At 61.5% G+C, this 23,661-nt stretch carries 21 protein-coding genes and 1 other RNA gene; 19 read left to right on the top strand and 3 right to left on the bottom strand.

The features are described 5' to 3' along the window. Positions 1–6: 6 nt before the first annotated feature. Positions 7–381, bottom strand: a complete 375-nt coding sequence (locus O5O48_RS01460) for a YraN family protein (protein ID WP_088274803.1) — start codon at positions 379–381, stop codon at positions 7–9. Next, positions 381–2,204, bottom strand: a complete 1,824-nt coding sequence (locus tag O5O48_RS01455; RefSeq protein WP_269687959.1) for a penicillin-binding protein activator — start codon at positions 2,202–2,204, stop codon at positions 381–383. Before O5O48_RS01455 ends, O5O48_RS01460 begins: the two co-directional genes overlap by 1 nt. A 131-nt stretch (positions 2,205–2,335) precedes the next feature. Here O5O48_RS01455 and rsmI point away from each other — a divergent pair, with 131 nt between their 5' ends. The 18 genes from rsmI (at position 2,336) to lpxC (ending at position 21,640) form a co-directional block, all read left to right on the top strand. After that, positions 2,336–3,202, top strand: a complete 867-nt coding sequence (gene rsmI / locus O5O48_RS01450) for a 16S rRNA (cytidine(1402)-2'-O)-methyltransferase (protein WP_420915492.1) — start codon at positions 2,336–2,338, stop codon at positions 3,200–3,202. Positions 3,203–3,264: 62 nt separating this feature from the next. Then, positions 3,265–3,621, top strand: an RNA gene (gene rnpB, locus O5O48_RS01445) — RNase P RNA component class A. Between the two features lie 298 nt (positions 3,622–3,919). Beyond that, entirely contained in the window at positions 3,920–4,375 is a 456-nt protein-coding gene (gene mraZ, locus O5O48_RS01440; protein WP_088274809.1) for a division/cell wall cluster transcriptional repressor MraZ, read from the top strand. Continuing rightward, the gene (rsmH, locus tag O5O48_RS01435; RefSeq protein WP_269687957.1) at positions 4,372–5,310 is read left to right on the top strand and encodes a 16S rRNA (cytosine(1402)-N(4))-methyltransferase RsmH; all 939 of its coding nucleotides are present in this window, start codon (positions 4,372–4,374) and stop codon (positions 5,308–5,310) included. Before mraZ ends, rsmH begins: the two co-directional genes overlap by 4 nt. After that, positions 5,310–5,615, top strand: a complete 306-nt coding sequence (gene ftsL, locus O5O48_RS01430; RefSeq protein ID WP_269687956.1) for a cell division protein FtsL — start codon at positions 5,310–5,312, stop codon at positions 5,613–5,615. Before rsmH ends, ftsL begins: the two co-directional genes overlap by 1 nt. Further along, positions 5,612–7,366, top strand: coding sequence for a peptidoglycan D,D-transpeptidase FtsI family protein (locus tag O5O48_RS01425; protein ID WP_228245782.1), 1,755 nt, complete (start codon positions 5,612–5,614; stop codon positions 7,364–7,366). The genes ftsL and O5O48_RS01425 overlap by 4 nt, the downstream gene beginning before the upstream one ends. Beyond that, the gene (locus O5O48_RS01420) at positions 7,363–8,814 is read left to right on the top strand and encodes a UDP-N-acetylmuramoyl-L-alanyl-D-glutamate--2,6-diaminopimelate ligase (protein ID WP_269687955.1); all 1,452 of its coding nucleotides are present in this window, start codon (positions 7,363–7,365) and stop codon (positions 8,812–8,814) included. Before O5O48_RS01425 ends, O5O48_RS01420 begins: the two co-directional genes overlap by 4 nt. Next, positions 8,807–10,195 carry a UDP-N-acetylmuramoyl-tripeptide--D-alanyl-D-alanine ligase gene (locus tag O5O48_RS01415; protein ID WP_269687954.1) on the top strand — a complete coding sequence of 463 codons (1,389 nt, stop codon included), beginning with the start codon at positions 8,807–8,809 and terminating at the stop codon, positions 10,193–10,195. Before O5O48_RS01420 ends, O5O48_RS01415 begins: the two co-directional genes overlap by 8 nt. A gap of 1 nt (position 10,196) precedes the next feature. Beyond that, positions 10,197–11,279, top strand: coding sequence for a phospho-N-acetylmuramoyl-pentapeptide-transferase (gene mraY / locus O5O48_RS01410; protein ID WP_228245785.1), 1,083 nt, complete (start codon positions 10,197–10,199; stop codon positions 11,277–11,279). Positions 11,280–11,289: 10 nt separating this feature from the next. After that, positions 11,290–12,639, top strand: a complete 1,350-nt coding sequence (gene murD / locus O5O48_RS01405; RefSeq protein ID WP_269687953.1) for a UDP-N-acetylmuramoyl-L-alanine--D-glutamate ligase — start codon at positions 11,290–11,292, stop codon at positions 12,637–12,639. Continuing rightward, positions 12,636–13,811, top strand: coding sequence for a putative lipid II flippase FtsW (gene ftsW, locus O5O48_RS01400; protein WP_088274825.1), 1,176 nt, complete (start codon positions 12,636–12,638; stop codon positions 13,809–13,811). Before murD ends, ftsW begins: the two co-directional genes overlap by 4 nt. Further along, the gene (gene murG, locus O5O48_RS01395) at positions 13,804–14,877 is read left to right on the top strand and encodes an undecaprenyldiphospho-muramoylpentapeptide beta-N-acetylglucosaminyltransferase (RefSeq protein ID WP_269687952.1); all 1,074 of its coding nucleotides are present in this window, start codon (positions 13,804–13,806) and stop codon (positions 14,875–14,877) included. Before ftsW ends, murG begins: the two co-directional genes overlap by 8 nt. Positions 14,878–14,911: 34 nt before the next feature. Next, on the top strand, positions 14,912–16,318 hold the full coding sequence (gene murC, locus O5O48_RS01390; protein WP_233049836.1) for a UDP-N-acetylmuramate--L-alanine ligase: 1,407 nt from the start codon (positions 14,912–14,914) through the stop codon (positions 16,316–16,318). Beyond that, positions 16,318–17,235, top strand: coding sequence for a D-alanine--D-alanine ligase (locus O5O48_RS01385; RefSeq protein ID WP_228245788.1), 918 nt, complete (start codon positions 16,318–16,320; stop codon positions 17,233–17,235). Before murC ends, O5O48_RS01385 begins: the two co-directional genes overlap by 1 nt. 11 nt (positions 17,236–17,246) lie before the next feature. Beyond that, positions 17,247–18,107, top strand: a complete 861-nt coding sequence (locus O5O48_RS01380) for a cell division protein FtsQ/DivIB (RefSeq protein ID WP_269687951.1) — start codon at positions 17,247–17,249, stop codon at positions 18,105–18,107. Between the two features lie 10 nt (positions 18,108–18,117). Continuing rightward, positions 18,118–19,350, top strand: coding sequence for a cell division protein FtsA (ftsA, locus tag O5O48_RS01375; RefSeq protein WP_088274833.1), 1,233 nt, complete (start codon positions 18,118–18,120; stop codon positions 19,348–19,350). Between the two features lie 91 nt (positions 19,351–19,441). Continuing rightward, positions 19,442–20,617: a cell division protein FtsZ gene (gene ftsZ / locus O5O48_RS01370; protein ID WP_228245790.1), complete on the top strand. Its 1,176-nt coding sequence runs from the start codon at positions 19,442–19,444 to the stop codon at positions 20,615–20,617. Positions 20,618–20,728: 111 nt separating this feature from the next. After that, positions 20,729–21,640, top strand: a complete 912-nt coding sequence (gene lpxC / locus O5O48_RS01365) for a UDP-3-O-acyl-N-acetylglucosamine deacetylase (protein WP_088274837.1) — start codon at positions 20,729–20,731, stop codon at positions 21,638–21,640. 354 nt (positions 21,641–21,994) lie between these two features. On the opposite strand, the gene O5O48_RS01360 is transcribed toward lpxC, so the two are convergent. Next, positions 21,995–22,456 carry a DUF721 domain-containing protein gene (locus O5O48_RS01360; RefSeq protein WP_269687950.1) on the bottom strand — a complete coding sequence of 154 codons (462 nt, stop codon included), beginning with the start codon at positions 22,454–22,456 and terminating at the stop codon, positions 21,995–21,997. Positions 22,457–22,531: 75 nt separating this feature from the next. Between O5O48_RS01360 and O5O48_RS01355 the strand changes: the two genes are divergently transcribed. Then, positions 22,532–23,497 (top strand): M23 family metallopeptidase, encoded by a 966-nt coding sequence (locus O5O48_RS01355; protein WP_269687949.1) that lies wholly within the window; start codon positions 22,532–22,534, stop codon positions 23,495–23,497. Positions 23,498–23,661 lie beyond the last annotated feature (164 nt).

Here is a 23,661-nt window from a genome sequence, read left to right as displayed (position 1 = left end):
AACTCGCTAGCAAGTGAATGCCTCTCGAATCCAGTGGTAGGACTTCGGATTCGAAGGGTCGCCTTCGGCGGCTATGACGTCAAAACGACAGGGCTGGTTGGCCAGGCGGGGCGTGTTCAGCAGATAGTGCTGCGCGGTATGAATCAGGCGATGCTGCTTGGCCCGATTAACGCTCTCTGCTGCGCTGCCCCAATGGCTCTGCTGCCTGTAGCGCACTTCGACGAATACTACTGTATCGCCGTCGCGCATGACCAGATCAAGCTCGCCCTGTCGGCACCTATAATTGCGTGCCAGACAGGATAGACCTGCGTTGCACATGATTTGTTCAGCCATGCGCTCGGCGAGGTTGCCCAGCTGCTGCCGGCTGGTCGGATGCGGCATCAGAGGGCGCCGCTGTCGCTCGGTGCTGCAGGTTCAAGGACTCCATTGCGGATCTGGCCCCAAGGTAGCAGGCGCTGAATTCGCCCGGTGCTGTCCAGCGTCAGTTCGCCGGTCGCGCCTTCTATGCGTGTATCCGGGTATTCGCGCATCTGGGGCAGGCGGGCAAAGATGCGCTGGGTGTCAACACCCATGGCGTAAAGGCGTCCCAGAGCCCCTCCTGCCTGGGGCCAGTTGCCGGTGACGTCCGAATACAGTGGATCGTTCTGCTCCAGCAGCCAGGGAATCTCGGCGATCAGCAAGCCGTCAAGGTCGGTATTCTGCATGCCACTCGAGTCGATCTGATAGGCGTGCGATGTCGCGTAAACAGGCAGGTCGGCTGCGTACTGGAACGCCAGAGTCGGCTTGATCTGGCGTGCCTGCAAGGGTGTCGCTGCGAGGAACAGGGCGTCCAGATCCTGACGTGGCGTGGGCTGGGCCAGTACGTCGCCGAGGATGCTGCTGATGCGGTTCGCTCGATTCTCGCTCTGCTTGATTTTCAGCAATTCGCCCATCTGATTGGCAACGGCTGCGGGCTGGTCTACCAGCTCCTGACCAATCAGGATGCCGCCGAGGCGCTCCCATTCAGTGATAAAGGCACGGTTGGCGCGTTGGCTCCAGTCATCCCGTGTGCTCAAGGTGGCCATGCGACGCTTGCCGTCGTGCCAGGCACGAATGGCCGCAGAGCGAGCCTCGTCCTCCGGGGCGAGCCCGAACTGATAGATGCTGCTGTCCGAGGTGGCCTGTTCGGCGTAGTTCAGTACCAGGGTCGGCAGCGGAAGTGCGCCGCTGCTGGCCAGCTGGGTTACCTTGTCTTTCTCCAGGGGGCCGATCATCCATTGAACGCCCTCACGCTTGGCCTGATTCAGCGCGTCGATGGCCTGGCTGTACTGGGTGCTGTCATAAAGGGTGACCTGAGGCTGGCTGATGCCCTGGCTTTGCGCCTGGTACTGCGCTGCCAGGAAGCCATCACGCAGCGCCTGTGCTGCGCTGGCGAGTGGCCCGTTGAAGGGCAGCAGCAGGCCGATGTGAGTTGGGCGACTCGCCTGCAGCGCTTCGATTTGCTGGATCGAGTCGGGCAGGCGATTGGCGGCGGGATGGGTTGCATGGCTTTCCTTCCAGGCCTTCAGCGCCCGGACTTGCAGGTCCAGATTGCGCTGATTGCGGGTAATCAGTGCCAGCTCAAGCCATCCTGCGAATTCACCGCTGGCGCCGTCGCTGGCCGTCTGCAGTGTCTTGGTTTTCGCCTGGGTCAGGCTGTCCCAGATTGCCTGGTTGTTAGCAGTCTGCTGGCTTGGGGCAAGCAGGCTGTGAATAAAGACGCGCTCCCGGGCTGCTTCGATGTATTGCCCGTTGGCGTCCAGTATATCTGCGCGCAACTGCTGAATGCGCAGCTGTTCGGGCAGGGGGCGGATGTCGAGCTGCTCAAGGGACGGGTGCTTGATTGCGGTCAGTGCCGTGACGTTGTCACCCAGGGCCATCGCGCTGGTGGCCTGCAGCTCGCTGAATCGAATCTGCTGGTCTGCTGGCAGGGCGCTTTGCGGAATGTCTTCGAGGACGCGCAGGGTCTGCTCGGGATTACCGTTGTTCAATGCGGTCTGGGCGGCGTGCAGGCGGAGCAGGTTGGCTTCGGCACCGTCATGGCGGGCGGCACTTTTCAGAATTTCTTCAACCGAGGCATCGGGTGTGCGGGGCAGCTCGTCCAGGCTTTTCGGTGCGGAAGCACAGCCGGCCAGCACTGTGGTCAGTGTCAGAGCCAGGGTCGACAGGCGAATGGAGCGGTGCATGCGAGGTGTCCTTACGAGCGGGATTGGGGCGAAAGGCCGGCGGGTCGGGTGGCGTCATTGTACCCAAGCAGACGTGCAATCTCCAAGGTGCACGGCACACCCCGGGCAGCTGCTGTACAATGCGTCACAAATTGCGTTCAGGAAATCCCATGACCACTGTTGCCGGTACTCTTTTTGTGGTGGCTACGCCGATCGGTAATCTTCAGGATATGAGTCCGCGAGCGCTTCAGGTGCTCAAGGATGTCCGCCTGATTGCTGCCGAGGACACCCGCCACAGCGCCAGGCTGATGCAGCATTTCGGTATTGATACGCCGATGACGGCCTGTCATGACCATAATGAACGGGATAAGGGTGAGCGGCTGGTTGAGCGTCTGCTGGCCGGTGATGATGTTGCTCTGATTTCCGATGCCGGTACGCCGCTGATCTCCGACCCCGGTTACCACCTGGTGCGTCAGGCGCGCGAGGCTGGTGTCAGAGTATCTCCCGTGCCGGGGGCCTGTGCCCTGATTGCCGCGCTCAGTGCGGCGGGCATGCCGTCGGACCGCTTTGCCTTTGAGGGGTTTCTTCCTGCCAAGGCTCACGGGCGTCGGCAGCGTTTGCAGGCGCTGGCAGCGGAAGACCGGACCTGGATGGTCTACGAGGCGCCGCACCGTTTGCTTGAGTGTCTGCAGGACATGCAGCAGGTGTTGGGTGGCGAGCGGCGGGTACTGCTGGCTCGCGAGCTGACCAAGACCTTCGAGACCTTGCGTGCGGCGCCGCTCGCTGAGCTGGTTAAGTGGGTCGCGGGCGATTCGGATCAACAGCGCGGTGAGTGCGTGCTGGTAGTGGAGGGGGCGCCTGCGCCGCAAGCCGATGAGGTCGGTGACGAGGCGCTGCGGGTGCTGGATCTGCTGCTGGCGGAGTTGCCGCTCAAGCGGGCTGCAAAGCTGGCGTCAGAGATCACCGGGGTGCGCAAGAACCTGTTGTATCAGATCGCACTGGAGCGCGGCGCCCAATAGATTGGGGTGGCGGCCAAAGCAATGCTTGCCCTGCGCCGCTCCGCCCGCTAATCTTGCCGCCAAGAGTTGGCTGGGCAGTCGCTGTGGCGCTACGCAAGTAGTGTCGTGGAGGAAAGTCCGGGCTCCATAGGGCAAAGTGCCAGGTAACGCCTGGGAGGCGCGAGCCTACGGAAAGTGCAGCAGAAAGCAAACCGCCTAAGCGCGCAAGCGCCGGTAAGGGTGAAAAGGTGCGGTAAGAGCGCACCGCGCAGCTGGTAACAGTCTGTGGCGTGGTAAACCCCACTTGGAGCAAGACCAAATAGGAATCCGTCGGTGTGGCCCGCACTGGATTCGGGTAGGTTGCTAGAGGTTGTCAGTGATGGCGATCCCAGAGGAATGACTGTCCTCGACAGAACCCGGCTTACAGGCCAACTCTTATTTTCCTTCCTGTGTGACTTACTTCTTCTTAGAGCAAAAAAATCTTACTCCTCACAATTCACTTTAACTTGTGAGGCGATCTTTTTGCTTTGGTTATTTTTTGTTGCTTCCTAATACCCTCTTTTGCATCCACATTCCCGCTAAAACCACCTAAACCACTGCTGTGCAAGGTTTTTTTCCTCTGTGCGGCTCTTGACGCTGTATAGGTGCATTTCTATAGTGTCGCAAAGTGGTGTTATGTGGGACGGAGTGGGATTTTTTGGCGAGCTCCGGCCAATTATCTAGGGGAAGGACGACAACGTGTTTCGCGGAGCCAATGCCATCAATCTCGACGCCAAAGGGCGACTCGCGATGCCTGCGCGCTATCGCGACCGTCTGTTGGCGTCCTGTGATGGACAGTTGGTTGTCACTATCGCGCTGGAAGACCGTTGTCTCTGGATTTACCCCCTGCACGAATGGGAGGCCGTCGAAGCCAAGCTGCGGCAGGCGCCCAACATGAATCCTGCGGTCAAGCGTCTGCAACGACTGCTGATCGGTAATGCCTTCGAGCTTGAGCTGGATGGAGCCGGTCGCTTTGTCGTTCCGCCGCTGCTGCGTGAATACGCCGGGCTGGACAAGAAGGTAATGCTGGTCGGTCAAATCGGTAAGTTCGAGCTCTGGAGTGAAGACGCCTGGACTGCTACCACCTCTGCCTATCTGGACGAGTCGCAGGAGGCTGGCGAGTTGCCGGCTGAACTGCACTCGCTGAGCCTGTGAGAACCGTGTCCTCCTATTCCCATATCAGTGTATTGCTGAACGAGGCGCTTGATGCGCTCGCCATTCAGCCTGACGGCATCTATATCGACGGCACCTTCGGCCGAGGAGGTCATAGTCGAGCATTGCTCGCCCGCTTGGGGCCAGAGGGCAGGCTGATTGCCTTTGACAAAGATCCGGAAGCCATCCGGGCTGGCGAACAACTGGCGGCCGAAGACGGCCGCTTTGTCGTTGTACAGCGGTCCTTTGCCGAGATGGCTGACGAAATGCGTGCGCGCGGTCTGCACGGGCGTATCAGTGGTGTTTTGCTGGATCTGGGTGTGTCCTCGCCCCAGCTCGATGATCCGACCCGTGGCTTCAGTTTTCTTAATGACGGCCCGCTCGACATGCGCATGAATCCCGGTGTTGGCCAGAGTGCAGCCGACTGGGTCAACAGTGCCAGCGAGGCGGATATCGCCACCGTGCTCAAGGAGTACGGTGAGGAACGCTTCTCCAAGCGTATGGCCCGGGCGGTAGTAACCCGCCGCGCAGTGCAGCCCTTTACCCGCACCGGTGATCTGGCTGCGGTCATCAAGGAAGCCAACCCCGCCTGGGAAAAGGGTAAGCACCCGGCGACCCGCGCGTTCCAGGGCATTCGCATTTTCATCAACCGCGAGCTGGATGATCTGGCCGATGGCCTGCGTGCAGCGCTGGATGTCCTGGCACCGGCCGGCCGCCTGGCGGTAATCAGCTTCCACTCGCTGGAAGATCGCATGGTCAAGCAGTTCATGCGTCGTGAGGCCAAGGGCGCTCCGATTCCGCGTGACCTGCCGATTCGCGACATTGATATTCCGGTGTCGATCAATCTGGTCGGCAAGGCGATCAAGCCGAGTGCCGCCGAGATCGATGCCAACCCCCGTGCCCGCAGCGCCGTGCTGCGTATTGCGGAGAAGCGCTGATGAACGCGCCTGCGCCACTGTCGAAGCGTCCCGGCCTGCCGACTGGCAGTGGCTGGCTGACGCTGGTGTTCGTGCTGGGCGTTGCCAGTGCGCTGGCAGTGTCCTACAGCGCCCACTGGAGCCGTCAGCTGCTCAACGAGTTGGCGACCGAGATGGATGTGCGTGAGAAGGCGCAGGCGGAATGGGGACGGCTGGTGCTGGAGCAGAGCACCTGGACGGCCTACAGCCGCATTGAACGGATTGCCACCGAACAGCTCGGTATGCACGTCCCTGAGCCCAGCGACGTGATTCTGGTGAAACCATGAAGCGATTTGCGCTCAAGTCCAACGGTAGCCTGTACCCCTGGCGTTTTCGCCTGGTTATCGGGCTGCTTGGGCTGTGCTGCGCAGCGGTTGTCTGGCGCATTGCCGAGCTGCATGTGCTGGACGAAGGCTTCCTGCGCAGTCAGGGCGACAAGCGCAGTGTGCGCCATGTGCCGATTCCGGCTCACCGGGGTCAGATCACCGACCGCAACGGTGAGCCGTTGGCAGTCAGTACACCGGTGTTGACCATTTGGGCCAACCCGTCGCAGCTGATCGATCAGCAGGCTCACTGGCCGGAGCTTGCCAGCGCCCTGGGTACCGATCTGGCGACCTTCAGCGAGCGCCTCAAGGCCAATGCCGACAAAGAGTTCATCTATCTGCGGCGGCGCATGACCCCGGCCTCCGGCGAAGCGGTGATGGCGCTCAAGGTGCACGGCGTCTACAGCATCGAAGAATACCGCCGCTTTTACCCTGCCGGTGAGGTGGCGGCGCATCTGGTCGGCTTCACCAATGTTGACGAGCAGGGCCAGGAAGGGCTTGAGCTGGCCTATGACCAGTGGCTTCAAGGTGTGCCGGGCAAGCGCCAGGTTTTGCAGGACCGCCGTGGTCGTCTGATCAAGGATGTGCAGGTGGTCAGCAACGCCCGTCCGGGCAATGACTTGCGCCTCTCTATCGATCTGCGTCTGCAGTATCTGGCGCACCGTCAGCTGCGCGAAGGTATGCAGGAGTTCGGCGCCAAGGCCGGGTCGGTCGTGATGCTCGACGTGCATACCGGTGAAGTGCTGGCGATGGTCAATCAGCCGTCCTATAACCCCAACAATCGGGCCAATCTGCAGCCGAGCATGATGCGCAATCGCGCCATGATCGATGTGTTCGAGCCGGGTTCGACCATGAAGCCGATTTCCATGACCGCTGCTCTGGCGACCGGCCGCTGGAAGCCGAGCGATCAGGTCAATGTCTATCCGGGCACCCTGCGAATCGGTCGTTACACCATTCGCGATGTATCAAGGGCACCGGGTGGCGTACTCGATCTGGCGGGCATTCTGCTCAAATCCAGTAACGTCGGCATGAGCAAGGTGGCGCTGGATATTGGCGGCGAAGCGGTACATGACGCTATGGCGGCGGTGGGCCTGGGTGAGTACACCGGTGTTGGTTTCCCGGGCGAAAGCGTCGGCAAGCTGCCGACCTACCGCACCTGGCGCTCGGCCGAAACCGCGGCCCTTTCCTATGGCTACGGCCTGTCGGTAACCGCCGTTCAGCTGGCGCAGGCCTATGCGATTCTGGCCAACGACGGTCGCAAGGTGCCGATGTCTTTGCTGCGGGTGGACGGTTTGCCCGACACCCAGCAGGTGCTGCCGGAAGATGCCACCCGAATGGTTCAGGAAATGCTGCAGAACGTCATTGAGGCCGAGGGCGGCACCCACAGGGCGCGGGTTCCGGGCTATCACGTATCCGGCAAGAGTGGTACCGCACGCAAGGCCAGTACCTCGAGCAAGGGCTATCAGGAAGACTCCTATCGTTCGCTGTTTGCCGGGTTCGGCCCGAGCAGTGACCCGCGCATCGCCATTGCCGTGGTCATCGATGAGCCCAGCAACGGCGGCTACTACGGCGGTCTGGTTGCGGCCCCGGTATTTGGCGGGCTGATGTCCAATGCACTGCGGCTGATGAACGTGGCGCCCGATAATCTGGCTTCGCTGGAGCAGCCTGCACTGCCATCGCCGCCGGCATTGGTCACCACCGGAGAGCCGCGATGAAGCTGTCTCAGCTATTCCCTGGCAAGGTACACGCCGACGCGGATATTGGCGGCATCACCCTCGACAGCCGCCACGTGCGTGATGGTGATCTGTTTGTTGCGTTCCCCGGTCTGCGTCACGACGGCCGGGACTATATTGCCCAGGCTGTTGCTGCTGGTGCCGCCGCGGTCGTTCTGGAATCGCAGGGCGCTGTCGCACACCAGCTGGCCGTGCCGTCGGTGCAGATTGAAGGGCTGGCGGAACAATTGTCTGCGCTGGCTGACCGGTTTTATCAGCAGCCCAGCGCCGCGCTGCAGGTGATCGGTATCACCGGCACCAACGGCAAGACCAGCGTCAGTCAGATGCTGGCGCAGGCGCTGGACCGTCTGGGCAGCCGCTGCGGCGTGATCGGTACCCTTGGCAGCGGCCTGGCGGGTGCGCTGATTGATCATGGCATGACCACGCCAGATGCCGTTGCGGTACAGGCGCAACTGGCGTCGATGCGTGATCAGGGCGCAAGCCACGTGGCGATGGAGGTGTCCTCCCATGCGCTGGACCAGCACCGCGTTGCCGCGGTGCGTTTTGCTGTGGCGGTGTTTACCAATCTGAGTCGCGATCATCTGGACTATCACGGCACCATGGCTGCCTACGGCGAAGCCAAGGCGCAGCTGTTCCAGCGCGATCTGCAGGCGGCTGTGGTCAACCTGGATGACGCTTTCGGGCGTGAGCTGGCCGAGCGCTGCGCCGCGCCGGTTATCGGTTACAGCCTGAGCGATCCTGCTGCGACGCTGTATTGCCGAGAGCTGCTCTGTGACAGCCTTGGGCTGAACGCCCGGTTGCAGGTGCAGGGCCGCGAGTTTGCCCTGCGCAGCCCGCTGCTGGGCAGTTTCAATATGAGCAACCTGCTCGCCGTGCTGGGCAGTCTGCTGGCGCTGGGCGTCGATGCCGGCGCAGCCGTTGAGCAGGTCGCGCAGTTGCAGCCGCCAGCCGGTCGCATGCAGCGCCTTGGCGGCGGCGACCTGCCGCTGGTGGTGGTCGATTACGCGCATACCCCGGATGCACTGGAGAAGGCTCTGACCGCTCTGCATCAGCATGCAGCAGGGCGGGTTGTCTGCATCTTCGGGTGCGGCGGCGACCGGGATAACGGCAAGCGGCCGATGATGGCGCGGGTTGCCGAACAGTTTGCCGAGGCCGTGGTGGTCACCGATGACAACCCGAGAACCGAGCCTTCGCAGCAAATCATCGAACAAATTTGTCAGGGTGCGGAACACCCGCAGGCACTGACCGTCATACCCAACCGTGCGCAAGCCATCGCCAGTACGATTGCGGCAGCGCGGCCCGGCGATGTGATTCTGCTCGCCGGCAAGGGTCACGAGAATTACCAGGAGATTGACGGAGTGCGTCACCCCTTCAGCGATATTGAACAGGCCAGCCTCGCGCTGCAGCAGTGGGAGGCCGCCCATGCTTGATGCGTTGCGTCTGTCCGATCTGCTCAAGCCGCTGGCCGCCACCCTCAACGGGGTAGATACCCATTTCGACAGCGTCAGCATTGATGCCCGCAAGGTTGCCAGGGGCGGCCTGTTTGTTGCGCTGCCCGGCAGCCGCAGCAATGGCCACGACTTTGTCGCCCAGGCCCGCGAAAACGGCGCTGCAGCGGCCATGGTCGAATACCTTGTCGATGATCCGCTGCCGCAATTGCTGGTGCACGATTGCCAACTGGCTCTGGGCCAGCTGGGCGCCCTGGTGCGCGATCAGTTCCGCGGCACCGTGATCGGCATTACCGGCTCCAGTGGCAAGACCACGGTAAAGGAAATGCTCGCCGCCATTTTGCGTGAGTGCGGGCCGGTACTGGCCACCCAGGGCAATCTGAACAACGAACTTGGCGTGCCGCTGACCCTGCTGCAGCTTGATGCCGAGCACCGCTTTGCCGTGATCGAGATGGGCGCGGCGCAGGTGGGCGATATCAACTACACCATGGGTCTGGTCAAACCGCAGATCAGTGTGCTGACCAACGCCGGCATGGCGCATGTTGGCCGGTTTGGCAGTCCGGAGAGCATTGCCAGGGCCAAGGGCGAGATCGTCAGCGCGCTGCCCGATGGCGGTCAGGCCATCCTAAATCTGGACAGCCCCTGGTTCGAGCAGTGGTATCAGTTGCTCGGCAGCCGACGTACCGCATGCTCGTTCAGCCTGAAGAATCCGACTGCACAGCTGCGCGCCGAAGAGGTCGAGATCGACGCCACCGGATGTCCGCACTTCAATCTGGTGACCCCGGTCGGCGTGGTCCCGGTTCGTCTGCAGTTGCGCGGGGAACACAATATTGCCAATGCGCTGGCAGCGGCGGGCGCGGCGCTGGCGGCAGGTGCGCCACTGGATGCGATTGCCCGGGGTCTGCTGTCCCTTGCGCCGGTGGCGGGGCGCGGCAACTGGCTGAACGGCATTGGTGGTGCACAAATCATTGACGACGCCTACAACGCCAACCCGGCGTCTGTGAAGGCCGCCATCGATGTGCTGGCCAGCCTGTCCGGTCGGCGTCTGCTGGTGCTGGGCGATATGGGCGAGCTGGGCGAATGGGCCGAGCAGAGTCATCGTGACGTTGGTCTGCATGCACGTGAGCGGGGCCTGGACGGGCTCTATGCGACAGGCAGGCTGTCTGCGCTGGCGGTGGGCGCATTCGGTGCCAACGGCTGGCTGTTCGATAGCCGCGAAGCGCTGATCGATGCCATCAAACAGGATCTGGATGCCAACACCCGGGTGTTGGTCAAAGGCTCGCGCAGTGCGGGCATGGATGTAGTGGTCGCCGGCCTTCTGGCCCCGGCGGACGCGCACGACAACGATAACGGGGCCAGCTGATATGTTGCTTTTACTCGCCGAATTCCTCCAGCAGTACTACTCCGGCTTTGCCGTATTCCAGTATCTGACCCTGCGCGGCATTCTGGGTGTGCTGACGGCGCTGGCGATGGCGCTGTTTCTGGGGCCCTGGATGATTCGTACGCTGCAGATTCGGCAGATCGGCCAGGCGGTGCGCAATGACGGTCCGCAGTCGCACCTGTCCAAGAAGGGCACGCCAACCATGGGCGGCGCATTGATTCTGGTTGCCATCGGTGTCAGCACTCTGTTGTGGGCAGACCTCAGCAATCTGTATGTCTGGGTGGTACTGGGCGTTACCTTCAGCTTTGGTGCGGTTGGCTGGGTGGACGACTATCGCAAGGTGATCGAGAAAAATTCGCGCGGCCTGCCTTCGCGCTGGAAGTATTTCTGGCAGTCGGTATTCGGTCTGGCTGCAGCCGTAGTGCTGTATATGGCAGCCAAGACACCGGTCGAGACCACCCTGATCGTGCCGTTCTTCAAGCAGGTCGAGTTCCAGTTGGGCGCGTTGTTTGTGGTGCTGACCTATTTCGTCATCGTCGGCTCAAGCAATGCAGTCAACCTGACCGATGGCCTGGACGGGCTGGCGATCATGCCGACGGTCATGGTGGGCGGTGCGCTGGGCATCTTTGCCTATCTGTCAGGTAACGCGAAATTTGCCGAGTATCTGCTGATTCCCTATGTGCCGGGTGCTGGCGAGCTGATCATCTTCTGTGGTGCGCTGCTGGGCGCCGGTCTCGGATTTCTCTGGTTCAACACCTATCCGGCTCAGGTTTTTATGGGCGATGTCGGCGCGCTGGCGCTGGGTGCAGCGCTGGGTGTGATTGCCGTGATCGTCCGGCAGGAAATCGTCCTGTTCATCATGGGCGGCATTTTTGTGGTGGAGACGCTGTCGGTGATCGTGCAGGTAGCGTCGTTCAAGCTGACCGGTCGCCGGGTGTTCCGCATGGCGCCCATTCACCACCACTTTGAACTCAAGGGCTGGCCGGAGCCGCGCGTCATCGTGCGCTTCTGGATCATCACCGTGGTACTGGTGCTGATCGGTCTTGCCACCCTGAAACTGCGTTGAGGAGCAGAGCGTGTCTCTGATTACCACGGACAAAAAACGGATTATCGTCGGGCTCGGCAGCAGCGGGCTCTCGGTCGCCCGTTATCTGGCAGGCCAGGGCCTGTCCTTTGCCGTGGCCGACACCCGCCAGAATCCGCCGGGTCTGGAGCAGCTCAAACGCTTTGCCCCCATGGCTGATCTGTATCTGGGCGAATTGGACGAAAACCTGCTGAGCAGCGCAGACGAGCTGATCGTCAGTCCCGGTATCGCACTGGCCACACCGGCGCTGCAGACGGCGGCCAAAGCAGGCGTTTCCATCGTTGGTGATATCGAGCTGTTCGCGCGGGCGGCCAAGGCGCCGATCGTTGCGATTACCGGTTCCAATGCCAAGAGCACGGTTACCACACTGGTGGGTGAGATGGCGCAGGCGGCGGGCGTGAAGGTCGCCGTGGGCGGCAATCTGGGCACGCCGGCGCTGGATTTGCTGGATCAGGATGCCGAGCTTTACGTGCTGGAGCTGTCGAGCTTCCAGCTGGAAACCACCGACCGCCTGAACGCGCTGGTCGCCACTGTATTGAACGTCAGTGAAGATCATATGGATCGCTACAGCGGTCTGCCGGCCTATCACATGGCCAAGCACCGGATTTTCCGTGGTGCGCAGCAGGTGGTGATCAACCGCGATGACTCGCTGTCGCGGCCGCTGATTGCCGATCAACTGCCATGCCTGAGCTTTGGTCTGTCACGCCCCGACTTCAAGGGCTTCGGGCTGATTGAGCAGGATGGCCAGACCTGGCTGGCTTACGAGTTCACCGCACTGATGCCGGTCTGTGAGTTGCGCATTCGCGGTTCGCACAACCAGGCCAATGCCTTGGCCGCGCTGGCGCTGGGTCAGGCGGCTGGCCTGCCGATGGACGCCATGCTGCAGGCGCTGAAGGCATTCCCGGGGCTGGCGCACCGCTGCCAGTGGGTTGGCAGCCACGCCGGTGTCGAGTATTTCGATGATTCCAAGGCAACCAATGTGGGCGCGGCGCTCGCGGCCATCAACGGCTTTGCCGCGGACATGAGCGGCAAGCTGGTGCTGATCGCCGGTGGCGACGGTAAGGGTGCTGACTTTTCATCGTTGCGAGAACCGGTGGCAGCAAGCTGCTGCGCCGTTGTGCTGCTTGGCCGTGATGCCGAACTGATCGCCGCAGCCCTTGACCCGCAGACCCGACTGGTTCGCGTTGCCTCCATTGAAGAGGCAGTAACCGCTGCGGCGTCATTGGCCGAGCAAGGCGATCTGGTGCTGCTGTCGCCGGCCTGTGCGAGCCTGGACATGTTCCGCAACTTTGAAGAGCGCGGTCGGCTGTTCGCCGAAGCGGTCGGGAGGTTGGGCGCATGAATCTGACCTTCAACCTGCGTGATGCCGCCGCGCCGCTGATCGGCGAGCGGCGCTTTGATATGGATATGCCGCTGCTGGTTGGCGCGGTCGCATTGCTGGCGTTGGGGCTGGTCATGGTCACCTCCGCCTCGATGGAAGTGGCGGCCGGCCGGCTGGGCAGTCCACTGTTCTACATGAATCGCCAGATCGTGTATCTGCTGATCAGTCTGGTTGCGCTGGCCGTCACCCTGTCGGTACCGGTCGCGGTATGGGAACGCTTTCGCTTCATGCTGCTGTTCTTCGGCTTCGCCGGGCTGGTGGCGGTGCTGATTCCGGGCATCGGCCGTGAGGTCAACGGTAGCTGGCGCTGGATTGCGGTTGGCCCGATCAACGTACAGCCGTCCGAGCTGGCCAAGCTGTTTGCAGTGGTCTTTCTTGCCGGCTATCTGGTGCAGCGCAAGGATGAGGTCAAGCAAGAGTGGTTTGGCTTCTTCAAACCTTTCATGGTGCTGGGCCCGATGGCCTGCCTGTTGATCGTCGAGCCCGACTTCGGCGCCACCGTGGTGCTGATGGGCGCGGCCACCGGGATGCTGTTCCTCGGTGGTGTTGGTCTGTTCCGCTTCCTGCTGCTGTTCGGCTCGCTGGGGGCGCTCGCCGCGCTGGCGGTCTGGGCCGAGCCCTACCGCCTGCAGCGCCTGACCGGCTTTCTTGACCCGTGGCAGGACCCTTACGGCACCGGCTACCAGCTGACCCAGGCGCTTATTGCCTTTGGCCGTGGCGAGTGGTTCGGCGTCGGTCTGGGTAACAGTATTCAGAAACAGTTCTACCTGCCCGAAGCGCATACCGACTTCGTGTTTGCTGTGCTGGCCGAGGAGCTCGGCATGATTGGCGCGCTGGCGGCCTTTGCCCTGCTGGTCTTTGTTGCGATTCGCGGCCTGTATGTCGGTCTTGCTGCCGAGGCCAGAGGCATGCTGTTCCACGCCTATCTGGCCTATGGTCTGGCGATCATGTGGTGCGGCCAGATTCTGATCAACGTCGGCGTGAATATCGGTTTGCTGCCGACCAAGGGGCTGACCCTGCCGTTCCTCAGCTACGGCGGCAGCTCGCTGGTGGTGTGCTGTGTTTGCCTCGGTCTGCTGCTGCGGATTGACTGGGAGCGTCGCCAGGCGGCACAAGGGGGCGGCCATGAGTAACAAGGTACTGGTCATGGCGGGCGGCACCGGCGGGCACGTTTTCCCGGCGCTGGCTTGTGCCCGCATGCTGCGTGATCAGGGCTACGAAGTGCACTGGCTTGGTACGCGCCGCGGCATTGAGGTGGACCTGGTGCCGCAGGCCGGCTTCCCGATCCATTACATTGATATTCAGGGCCTGCGCGGCAAGGGCAAGCTCGACCTGCTCAAGGCGCCGTTCCGTATTTTGCGGGCGCTGGGCCAGTCTCTGCGCTTGCTTGGCACGCTCAAGCCCGTTTGCGTGCTTGGCGCTGGCGGCTATGTTACCGGTCCGGGCGGGCTGGCAGCTTGGCTGCGCCGTATTCCGCTGGTCATCCATGAGCAGAATGCCGTGGTCGGCACCACCAACCGTTTGCTGGCCCGTTTTGCCGAGCGTCGCTGCGAAGGTTTTGCCGGCAGCTTCGCCGACGGTGCAAACCGTCGCAGTACCGGCAACCCGGTGCGCGACGACATTTTTGCTACCCCGCCGATGAGCTGGGATGGCAGCCGCCCGCTGCGCCTGCTGGTGCTGGGTGGCAGCCTGGGCGCTATGCCTCTGAACAACTTGCTGCCAAAGGCGCTGGCGCGGATCGAACCGGCTCAGCGCCCGCAGGTGGTGCACCAGTGCGGCAAGCAGCATCTGCTGATGGCGCGCGAAGCTTATGATCAGGCTGGCGTGCGCGCGGACGTAGAGGCGTTTATTGCCGATATGGCGGGTGCCTACGCCTGGGCCGATCTGGTGATTTGCCGCGCCGGCGCACTGACTGTCTGTGAGCTGGCTGCCGCAGGACGCCCGTCACTGCTGATTCCGCTGCCGCATGCCATCGACGACCATCAAACCGCCAATGCCCGCTATCTGGCCGACCGCGGCGCCGCGGTGCTGATGCCGCAGGCCCAGCTCGATGATGAGCAACTGGCCAACACCCTGATCAACTACATGAACAACCCGGAGCTGCTGCAACAGATGGCCGAACGAGCCCGTGAACAAGCCACGCCGAACGCGACTGCTGATGTGGTGCGCGCCTGTCTGGAGGTAGCCCGTGAGCACTAACAAGCGCAGTCAGGCAACCTTTACGCTGCCGGAGATGCGGCGCATCCGCAATATTCACTTTGTTGGCATTGGCGGCGTGGGCATGTGCGGTATTGCCGAAGTGCTGCTCAACCTGGGCTATCAGGTATCGGGCTCGGACCTGAAACGCTCGGCGGTGACCCAGCGCTTGGAATCCTTTGGCGCCCGTATTGATATCGGCCATCGTGCCGAGAATGTGCAGGAGGCGGATGTGCTGGTGGTTTCCAGCGCGATCAATCCGCAGAACCCGGAAGTGGCGGGCGCCATCGAGCGCCGCATCCCTGTGGTGCCCCGCGCCGAGATGCTGGCCGAGCTGATGCGCTATCGCCATGGCATTGCGGTTGCCGGCACCCATGGCAAAACTACCACCACCAGTCTGATTGCCTCTGTGCTGGCGGCTGATGGTTTGAGCCCGACCTTCGTGATCGGCGGTAAGCTGACCGCCGCCGGCACCAATGCCCAACTGGGTGAAAGCCGCTATCTGGTTGCCGAAGCCGACGAGAGCGATGCCTCCTTTTTGCACCTGCAGCCGATGGTCGCCATCGTCACCAATATCGACGCCGACCACATGGCGACCTACGAGGGCGACTTCAACAAACTGAAGCGCACCTTCGTCGAGTTTCTGCACAACCTGCCGTTCTACGGGCTGGCAGTGCTGTGCATCGATGATCCGGTGGTGCGCGAGATTCTGCCGCAGATCAACCGTCAGGTGATCACCTACGGTCAGTCCGAGGATGCCGACATCCGCGCGGTAGATATCCATCAGAAGGGTATGCAGACCTACTTCACCGTGCTGCGTGAGGGCCGCGAACCACTCAAGGTCTCGGTCAACATGCCGGGTGTACACAACGTGCTGAACTCGCTGGCGACCATTGCGGTGGCGACCGACGAAGGCGTTTCCGATCGCGCCATCATCGAAGGTCTGACCGGGTTCCAGGGCGTCGGTCGTCGCTTCCAGGTGCAGGGCAACTTCCAGTGGGGCAACGGCGAAGTAATGCTGGTCGACGACTACGGCCACCACCCGCGTGAGGTGGCTGCGGTTATCAAGGCGGTCCGTGCCGGCTGGCCCGAGCGTCGCCTGGTCATGCTCTACCAGCCGCACCGCTACAGCCGTACCCGTGATCTCTACGAAGACTTCGTTCAGGTGCTGGGCGATGCCAATGCGCTGTTGCTGATGGAGGTCTACCCGGCCGGAGAAGAACCGGTTCCGGGGGCAGACAGCAAGCATCTGTGCCGCAGCATTCGTCAGCGTGGTCAGCTGGACCCGATTTATGTCGAGCGTGATGCCGACGTTATGCCGCTGCTGGAAGCGGTACTGCAGCCTGGCGACATTCTGCTGACCCAGGGTGCGGGTGATATTGGTGGGCTCTCGGTCCAGTTGGCCGAGGCTCTTGGCAAGCGTGATACCGGAGGTAAGGCCTGATGGTCGATGTAACTGACTTTGGGCGTGTAGCAGTGTTGTACGGCGGCAAGTCCGCCGAGCGTGCGGTATCGCTGAAATCCGGCGCGGCTGTGCTCGCTGCGCTGCAGAACGCGGGTGTCGATGCCTATGGCATTGATGCCGATGAGTCCCTGGCGGAGCAACTGCTGAGCCAGCGCCCGGATCGCGTGTTCATTGCGCTGCACGGGCGAGGCGGTGAGGATGGCAGCCTGCAGGGGCTGCTGGAGAGCCTGCAGATTCCCTATACCGGCAGCGGCGTGATGGCGTCTGCGGTTGGCATGGACAAGCTGCGTACCAAGCAGATCTGGCAAAGCATCGGACTGCCGACGCCGGCCTACGCGATGCTGCGCGGCGCCGAGCAGTGTGCCGGCATCGTCGAGCGCCTGGGCACGCCCCTGATCATCAAGCCGGTGCACGAAGGTTCCAGCATCGGTATGGCCAAGGCCGACAACCTGCAGCAGCTGCAGGCGGCCTGGGAAAGTGCGCGCAGCTACGACGACGAAGCACTGGTTGAACAGTGGGTGCAGGGTGCCGAGTTCACCGTTGCCATTCTGGATGGCAAGGCGCTGCCGCCGATTCGCTTGCGCACCCCGCACAATTTTTACGACTACGACGCCAAGTATCTGGCCAATGACACCCAGTACCTGTGCCCGTGCGGCCTGCCGTCCGAGCAGGAAGAACAGCTCAAGGCGATCAGCCTGCAGGCGTTCGATGCGGTTGGCTGTAAAGGCTGGGGTCGGGTCGACGTGATGCAGGATGAGCAGGGCAATTTTTATCTGCTGGAAGTGAACACCGTTCCGGGAATGACCGATCACAGCCTGGTGCCGATGGCTGCCAAGGCGACCGGAATGGATTTTGATGCGCTGGTGCTGGCCATTCTGGCCGGTACGCTGAACTGACGGATAACCCGATGCAGGCGATTCGCGACACACGCAACACCTCACCGCTATCGCGCCGTAAGGCCGGTGGGCGTGGTGCCGTGCGTGTGGCCCCGGCCCAGCCGAGGCAGTTGCCGCGTCTGTGTCTGCCGCGCCCCGACCTGGGCGGCCTGATTGGCCGTGCGCAGCACCTGCTCTGGCCGCTGCTGCTGGTCGCGCTCGGTATGGGGCTGTACGAACTTGGCAGCCGGTTGATGCCCCTGGCAGACCGGCCGATTGCACTGGTCAGCGTTGAGGGTGAGCTGCAGTACATCGATCGGGACGCCGTCCAGCAGGTGATACAGCCTTACCTGAGTGACAGCTTCCTCGGTATCGATCTGGCAGGCCTGCACGCAGATCTGCTGGCCATGCCCTGGGTAGCCGATGCGTCGGTTCGCCGGGTTTGGCCGGACAAGCTGGTGATTGCTCTGGATGAGCAGTTGCCGGTAGCCCGTTGGGGCGACAAGGCGTTGCTGAATAATGAAGGCAAGGCGTTTGAACCACAGGAGATTGCGCGTTTCAGCGAGTTGCCTCAGCTCAACGGCCCCGAGCGCTCCAAGCGCAAGGTGATGCGTCAGTACCAGCAGTTCAGCAGCCTGCTGCGTCCGCAGGGCATGGTGGTCAGCAAGCTGGAGCTGCGTGACCGCGGCAGCTGGTTCCTGACCACCGATGACGGTATGGAGCTGCTGCTGGGGCGGGACAATCTGGTGGACAAGATGCAACGGTTCATGACCATCGAGCAACTGATGCTCAGTGATCGTCGGGAACTGATCGCGCGGGTAGACCTGCGCTACAGCAATGGCATGGCTGTCGCCTGGCGTGATGTCGGCGAAGCTGAAAAAGCGGCGGAGTAACGGGAAGATTATGGCAAGCAAGCAGGGCAGCAGAATGATTGTGGGCCTGGATATCGGCACCTCCAAGGTCGTGGCGCTGGTCGGCGAGATCGGTGCGGACGGCACGCTGGAAATCGTCGGCATCGGCTCGCATCCTTCGCGCGGACTCAAGAAGGGCGTGGTGGTCAACATCGAGTCGACGGTGCAGTCCATTCAGCGCGCCATCGAGGAAGCCGAGCTGATGGCCGGCTGCCAGATCCACTCGGTCTATGCCGGAATCGCGGGTAATCATATTCGCAGTCTGAACTCCAATGGCATTGTTGCCATTCGCGATCGCGAAGTGGTCCAGGCCGATATCGAGCGCGTCCTGGACGCCGGCCAGGCCGTCGCCATTCCTGCTGACCAAAAGGTTCTGCATATCCTGCCGCAGGAGTATGTGATCGATAACCAGGAAGGTGTGCGCGAGCCGCTGGGCATGTCCGGCGTGCGCCTGGAAGCCAAGGTGCATCTGGTGACCTGTGCGCTCAACGCGGTGCAGAACATTGAAAAATGCATCCGTCGCTGCGGGCTGGAAGTCGAAGACGTGATCCTCGAGCAGTTGGCATCCAGCTACGCCGTGCTGACCGAGGACGAGAAGGAACTGGGCGTGTGCCTGGTCGACATCGGTGGCGGCACTACCGACATCGCCATCTTTACCGAAGGCGCCATTCGCCATACCGCGGTGATTCCGATTGCCGGTGACCAGGTCACCAATGACATCGCCATGGCGCTGCGTACTCCGACCCAGTACGCCGAGGAAATAAAGATTCGCTATGCCTGCGCGCTGGCCAAGCTGGCCGGCCCGGAGGAAACCATCAAGGTGCCGAGTGTGGGTGAACGGCCACCGCGCGACCTGTCTCGCCAGGCGTTGGCGGAGGTAGTTGAGCCGCGTTACGACGAGCTGTTCACACTGATTCAGGCCGAACTGCGCCGCTCCGGCTTCGAAGACATGATTCCGGCCGGCATCGTCATGACCGGTGGCACCGCCAAGATGGAAGGTGCCATCGAGCTGGCCGAGGAGATTTTCCACATGCCGGTTCGCCTCGGTATGCCACAGGAATTCAAAGGGCTCACCGACGTGGTGCGCAACCCCATCTACGCCACCAGCGTGGGCTTGCTGCACTACGGCATGAAACATCACGGTGACCATGGCTCGCAGCCGAGTGAGAGCAACAAGACTCCGGTACTGGAGCGAGTGAAGAAGTGGTTTCAGGGCAATTTCTGATTGCGCTGTTGCAGTACTAGACCCGCCAAAGCGGGCATGACGCAGTAAACGAAACGAAAACGATACGAGTAGCTATTCAAGGAGAAAGGCCATGTTCGAACTGATCGATAACGTTCCTCAGAACGCAGTAATCAAGGTCGTCGGTGTGGGCGGTGGCGGCGGCAACGCGCTGCAGCACATGGTGGTGAACAATGTGGAAGGTGTTGATTTCATCTGCGCCAACACCGATGCCCAGGCACTGAAAAACGTCAGCGCGCGTACCGTGCTGCAACTGGGTTCGGGTGTCACCAAAGGTCTGGGTGCCGGTGCCAACCCGCTGATCGGCCGTGAGGCTGCGATTGAAGACCGCGAGCGCATTGCCGAGGTGCTGCAGGGCTCTGACATGGTATTCATCACCGCAGGCATGGGTGGTGGTACCGGTACCGGTGCGGCGCCGATCGTTGCAGAAGTCGCCCGTGAAATGGGTATCCTCACCGTCGCCGTCGTGACCAAGCCGTTCCCGTTCGAAGGTCGCAAGCGTCTGCAGGTGGCCGAAGAAGGTATCCGTGAACTGAGCCAGCACGTTGACTCGCTGATCACCATCCCGAACGAAAAGCTGCTGACCGTGCTTGGCAAAGACGCCAGCCTGCTGGCAGCCTTCAGCAAGGCCAACGACGTGCTGCTGGGCGCGGTACAGGGTATCGCTGATCTGATCATGCGTCCGGGCATGATCAACGTCGACTTCGCCGACGTGAAAACCGTCATGAGCGAAATGGGCATGGCAATGATGGGTACCGGCCACGCCAGTGGTCCGAACCGCGCCCGCGAAGCGGCGGAAGCGGCCATCCGCAGCCCGCTGCTGGAGGACGTCAACCTGATGGGCGCGCGCGGTATTCTGGTCAACATTACCGCCGGTCCGGATCTGTCGCTGGGCGAGTTCTCCGAAGTCGGCAGCACTGTCGAAGAGTTTGCCTCTGAAACCGCGACTGTTGTGGTCGGTACCGTTATCGATCCGGAGCTGCGTGACGAACTGCGGGTTACCGTAGTTGCAACCGGTCTGGGTGCGCGTGAGAAGCCGGTGAAGGTCATCGACAATACTGCCGCAGCGCCTGCTCAGAGCGTCCAGCGTCCGGAAGCCGGTGCACCGAACTACCGCGATCTGGAACGCCCGACCGTCATGCGCAATCAGGCTCCGGCCGGCGCTGCTGCCGCGTCTCGTCTGACTCAGCCGGCGGATGATCTGGATTATCTGGATATTCCGGCATTCCTGCGTCGTCAGGCTGATTGAACTGGTCAATTGAAGGCATAGGGGTAATTGGTATTCATCAAAAGCTGACTTTGCTATGATGCACGCCAGTTTACTGAGAGTTTTTCGCAATCAGCGCGGAAGCAGGCAAGCATGATCAGACAACGCACATTGAAAAACGTCATCCGGGCCACTGGTGTGGGCCTGCATTCGGGTGAGAAGGTCTACCTCACACTGAAGCCGGCACCGGTCGACACGGGTATCGTGTTTCGCCGGGTTGATCTTGACCCCGTGGTCGAGATCCCGGCGCGTGCCGAATGTGTCGGTGAGACGACCATGTCCACGACCCTGGTAAAGGATGGCGCCAAGGTAGACACGGTCGAACACCTGTTGTCGGCAATGGCGGGTCTGGGTATTGATAATGCCTACGTCGAGCTGAGCGCGGCCGAAGTGCCGATCATGGACGGCAGCGCAGGTCCCTTTGTCTTTCTGATTCAGTCGGCCGGCATCGCAGAACAGGATGCCGCCAAGCAGTTTATTCGGATCAAGCGGGAAGTTACGGTAGAAGAAGATGGCAAAACAGCCACCTTTGTCCCCTTTGAGGGCTTCAAGGTGTCGTTTGGTATCGACTTCGATCACCCGGTTTTCCGTGGCCGCAGCCAGCACGCCTGCGTCGACTTTTCCAGCACCTCGTTTGTGAAGGAAGTCAGTCGCGCCCGTACGTTCGGGTTCATGCGTGACATCGAGTATCTGCGTTCGCAGAATCTGGCGCTCGGTGGCAGTGTCGATAACGCCATTGTGGTGGATGAGTATCGGGTGTTGAACGAAGACGGTCTTCGCTACGAAGACGAGTTCGTCAAACACAAGATTCTCGACGCAATCGGTGATTTGTACCTGCTGGGTAAAAGTTTGGTTGGCGAGTTCCGTGGCTACAAGTCCGGACACGCGCTGAACAACAAGCTGTTGCGTGCGCTGCTGGCAAACAAGGACGCGTGGGAACTGGTTACCTTCGATGACGCAGGTACCGCTCCAATCTCCTATATGCGGCCTGCCGCTGCTGTCTGACAACAGACATCGGCGACACTACTCGTTTCGTTTTATCTTTCGGCCGCCTTCGGGCGGCCGTTTTTATTGGGCATCGCGCCGCAAGCGACGAGCCGCAAGCCGCAAGCTTCAAGCTCCAACCCAAAGCCCAAAGCCCAAAGCCCAAAGCCCGTGTGTTGGGTCATAAGGTTTTATAACAGTCTGGATTTTTGGAAGGCGTGTGGCGCAATCAGCAAATCAGCCATGAGTCTCGCCAGCTAGCTGTCAGGGCGTAGGCCTCTTCCCAAAGTCCGATGCTTCCACTCAAGCTTCTGGCTTGCAGCTTGCAGCTTGCAGCTTGCAGCTTGGGCCTCGAGCCTGTCCCTGCGCGCCCAATCAGTGGCTTTCCGATTCGCCGTGGTGCCGCGCCAGGCGATTGAGCGCCGCTTTGAGTGCCGGGTCGCAGACATGCTCGGCAGTCTCTTGCAGGCTGTGACTGGCTACCTTTGAGCGCCTGATAGTGCGAACAGGTGGTGATTTCTTGACCAGAGGTGGTTGTACCTTGCAATGAATTTTCGTTAAGGTGGCGAATTCGTTGAAAGTCTGCAGGTCCCTGATCAGTCTTTTTTGCTGATAGCGCATCCGCGTAGCCCATTGACTGCTGGTCACTACCAGCTTCAGCACGCCGTTCTCGAACGAGGCAACGCGGCACTGTTCTCGCGCGGCGGGTTCGAGGCGCGACTGAAACAGGGCTTGCAGGCGTTCGAGTTGACGGGACTTCTCCAGCAGCGCGCGGAGCGTGCTGCTGGTTCTTAACAGGTCGGTTGGTCGACGTGCGTCCAGAGGATGGAATGCCATGGGGTCGCTATCAGCCAGGAGTGATGGAGCGGTCATCCTATCAGAACCGCCGTCAGGAATGTTTGGGGTAGTTATTTGAACATCATTATTCTTACCGGGCGCAATGGCGCATCGCGCACGCTGACCCTGGGGGCGCCCTGGGTGTTTGCTGGCGTGTCCCTGTTGCTGGCGTTGCCACTGGTTGCGTCGCTGATAACCTGGCAGTTGATGGCGGGTGGCTCGCCTGAGGTGGCTGCTGCCGAAAACCAGATTCCGCAGTGGCAGCAGGTTCTGCAGGACTATGACACAGACCCGCTGGTCGAAGATGACGGCACTCAGGCGCAGATCGAACGCATGAGTCAGCAGCTTGCCCGTCTGCAAATGCGCCTGACCCGTCTGGATGCGCTGGGTGAGCGACTGACCGAGTTGGCTGATTTCAATGATGGCGAGTTCGATTTTGGTTCGGAATCCGAGTTCGAATTCGGCATCGGTCTGGATCCTGGGACCGGTATGGGTGGTCCGGAGCTGCGCGATGACGACCTCTCCTTCGAGGCACCATCCGACCTGCAGGGGCTGATCGAGCAGTTGTCGGCCCGGGTTGACGACAGGACCCAGCAGTTGCAGCTGCTGGAAGACCTGATGGTCAGCCGGCAGACCGATGTGGATGCCATCCTCGATTTCGTTCCGGTCAGCGTTGGTCATGTATCATCGACCTTCGGGCGGCGTACCGATCCGATTACCGGGCGCCTTTCAATGCATAACGGACTCGACTTTGCAGCGCCGCGCGGGACGCCGATTCATGCGCTGGGCGCCGGTGTTGTGACCTTTGCCGGGCGTAATGGCGCTTACGGCAATATGGTCGAAATCAATCATGGCGGCGGTTTGAAGAGCCGCTACGCGCATGCCTCTGTGCTGAAGGTCAGCAAGGGTGATCTGGTACAGAAGGGGCAGGAGATCGCCGGGGTGGGTACCACTGGCAGGTCTACCGGTCCGCATCTTCATCTCGAAGTCTATCGCAACGGCATGGCGGTCAATCCTGCCCGCTTCCTGGCGTTGAAATAACCTCCCCTGACCCTCATATAGGTTGCCTGTCGAAGGCATTTTCGACTGGCGGCCGCCTCCGCCGCGCGGTTTAATGTGCGGCAGAAATCAGAGTAGAATGCCGTTTTCGGGCTGGTCCGGCAGCATGGGACTGGACACGCCACTCATCACATGGATATCTAAGT

Origin of the sequence: Halopseudomonas sp. MFKK-1, assembly GCF_027474385.1 — a bacterium.
GTDB lineage: Bacteria > Pseudomonadota > Gammaproteobacteria > Pseudomonadales > Pseudomonadaceae > Halopseudomonas > Halopseudomonas aestusnigri.
The sequence above is the reverse complement of the archived record's forward strand: the minus strand, read 5'-3'. Positions and strand labels throughout refer to the sequence as shown.

Bases quoted from the DNA above. Each gene is read 5' to 3' on its own strand.
- ftsZ (WP_228245790.1), top strand. From the start codon at position 19,442: ATGTTCGAACTGATCGATAACGTTCCTCAGAACGCAGTAATCAAGGTC.
- O5O48_RS01455 (WP_269687959.1), bottom strand. From the start codon at position 2,204: ATGCACCGCTCCATTCGCCTGTCGACCCTGGCTCTGACACTGACCACA.
- O5O48_RS01385 (WP_228245788.1), top strand. From the start codon at position 16,318: ATGGTCGATGTAACTGACTTTGGGCGTGTAGCAGTGTTGTACGGCGGC.
- O5O48_RS01420 (WP_269687955.1), top strand. From the start codon at position 7,363: ATGAAGCTGTCTCAGCTATTCCCTGGCAAGGTACACGCCGACGCGGAT.
- O5O48_RS01360 (WP_269687950.1), bottom strand. From the start codon at position 22,456: ATGGCATTCCATCCTCTGGACGCACGTCGACCAACCGACCTGTTAAGA.
- lpxC (WP_088274837.1), top strand. From the start codon at position 20,729: ATGATCAGACAACGCACATTGAAAAACGTCATCCGGGCCACTGGTGTG.
- murC (WP_233049836.1), top strand. From the start codon at position 14,912: ATGCGGCGCATCCGCAATATTCACTTTGTTGGCATTGGCGGCGTGGGC.
- ftsW (WP_088274825.1), top strand. From the start codon at position 12,636: ATGAATCTGACCTTCAACCTGCGTGATGCCGCCGCGCCGCTGATCGGC.
- ftsL (WP_269687956.1), top strand. From the start codon at position 5,310: ATGAACGCGCCTGCGCCACTGTCGAAGCGTCCCGGCCTGCCGACTGGC.
- O5O48_RS01460 (WP_088274803.1), bottom strand. From the start codon at position 381: ATGCCGCATCCGACCAGCCGGCAGCAGCTGGGCAACCTCGCCGAGCGC.
- ftsA (WP_088274833.1), top strand. From the start codon at position 18,118: ATGGCAAGCAAGCAGGGCAGCAGAATGATTGTGGGCCTGGATATCGGC.
- O5O48_RS01425 (WP_228245782.1), top strand. From the start codon at position 5,612: ATGAAGCGATTTGCGCTCAAGTCCAACGGTAGCCTGTACCCCTGGCGT.
- O5O48_RS01415 (WP_269687954.1), top strand. From the start codon at position 8,807: ATGCTTGATGCGTTGCGTCTGTCCGATCTGCTCAAGCCGCTGGCCGCC.
- O5O48_RS01380 (WP_269687951.1), top strand. From the start codon at position 17,247: ATGCAGGCGATTCGCGACACACGCAACACCTCACCGCTATCGCGCCGT.
- murG (WP_269687952.1), top strand. From the start codon at position 13,804: ATGAGTAACAAGGTACTGGTCATGGCGGGCGGCACCGGCGGGCACGTT.
- mraY (WP_228245785.1), top strand. From the start codon at position 10,197: ATGTTGCTTTTACTCGCCGAATTCCTCCAGCAGTACTACTCCGGCTTT.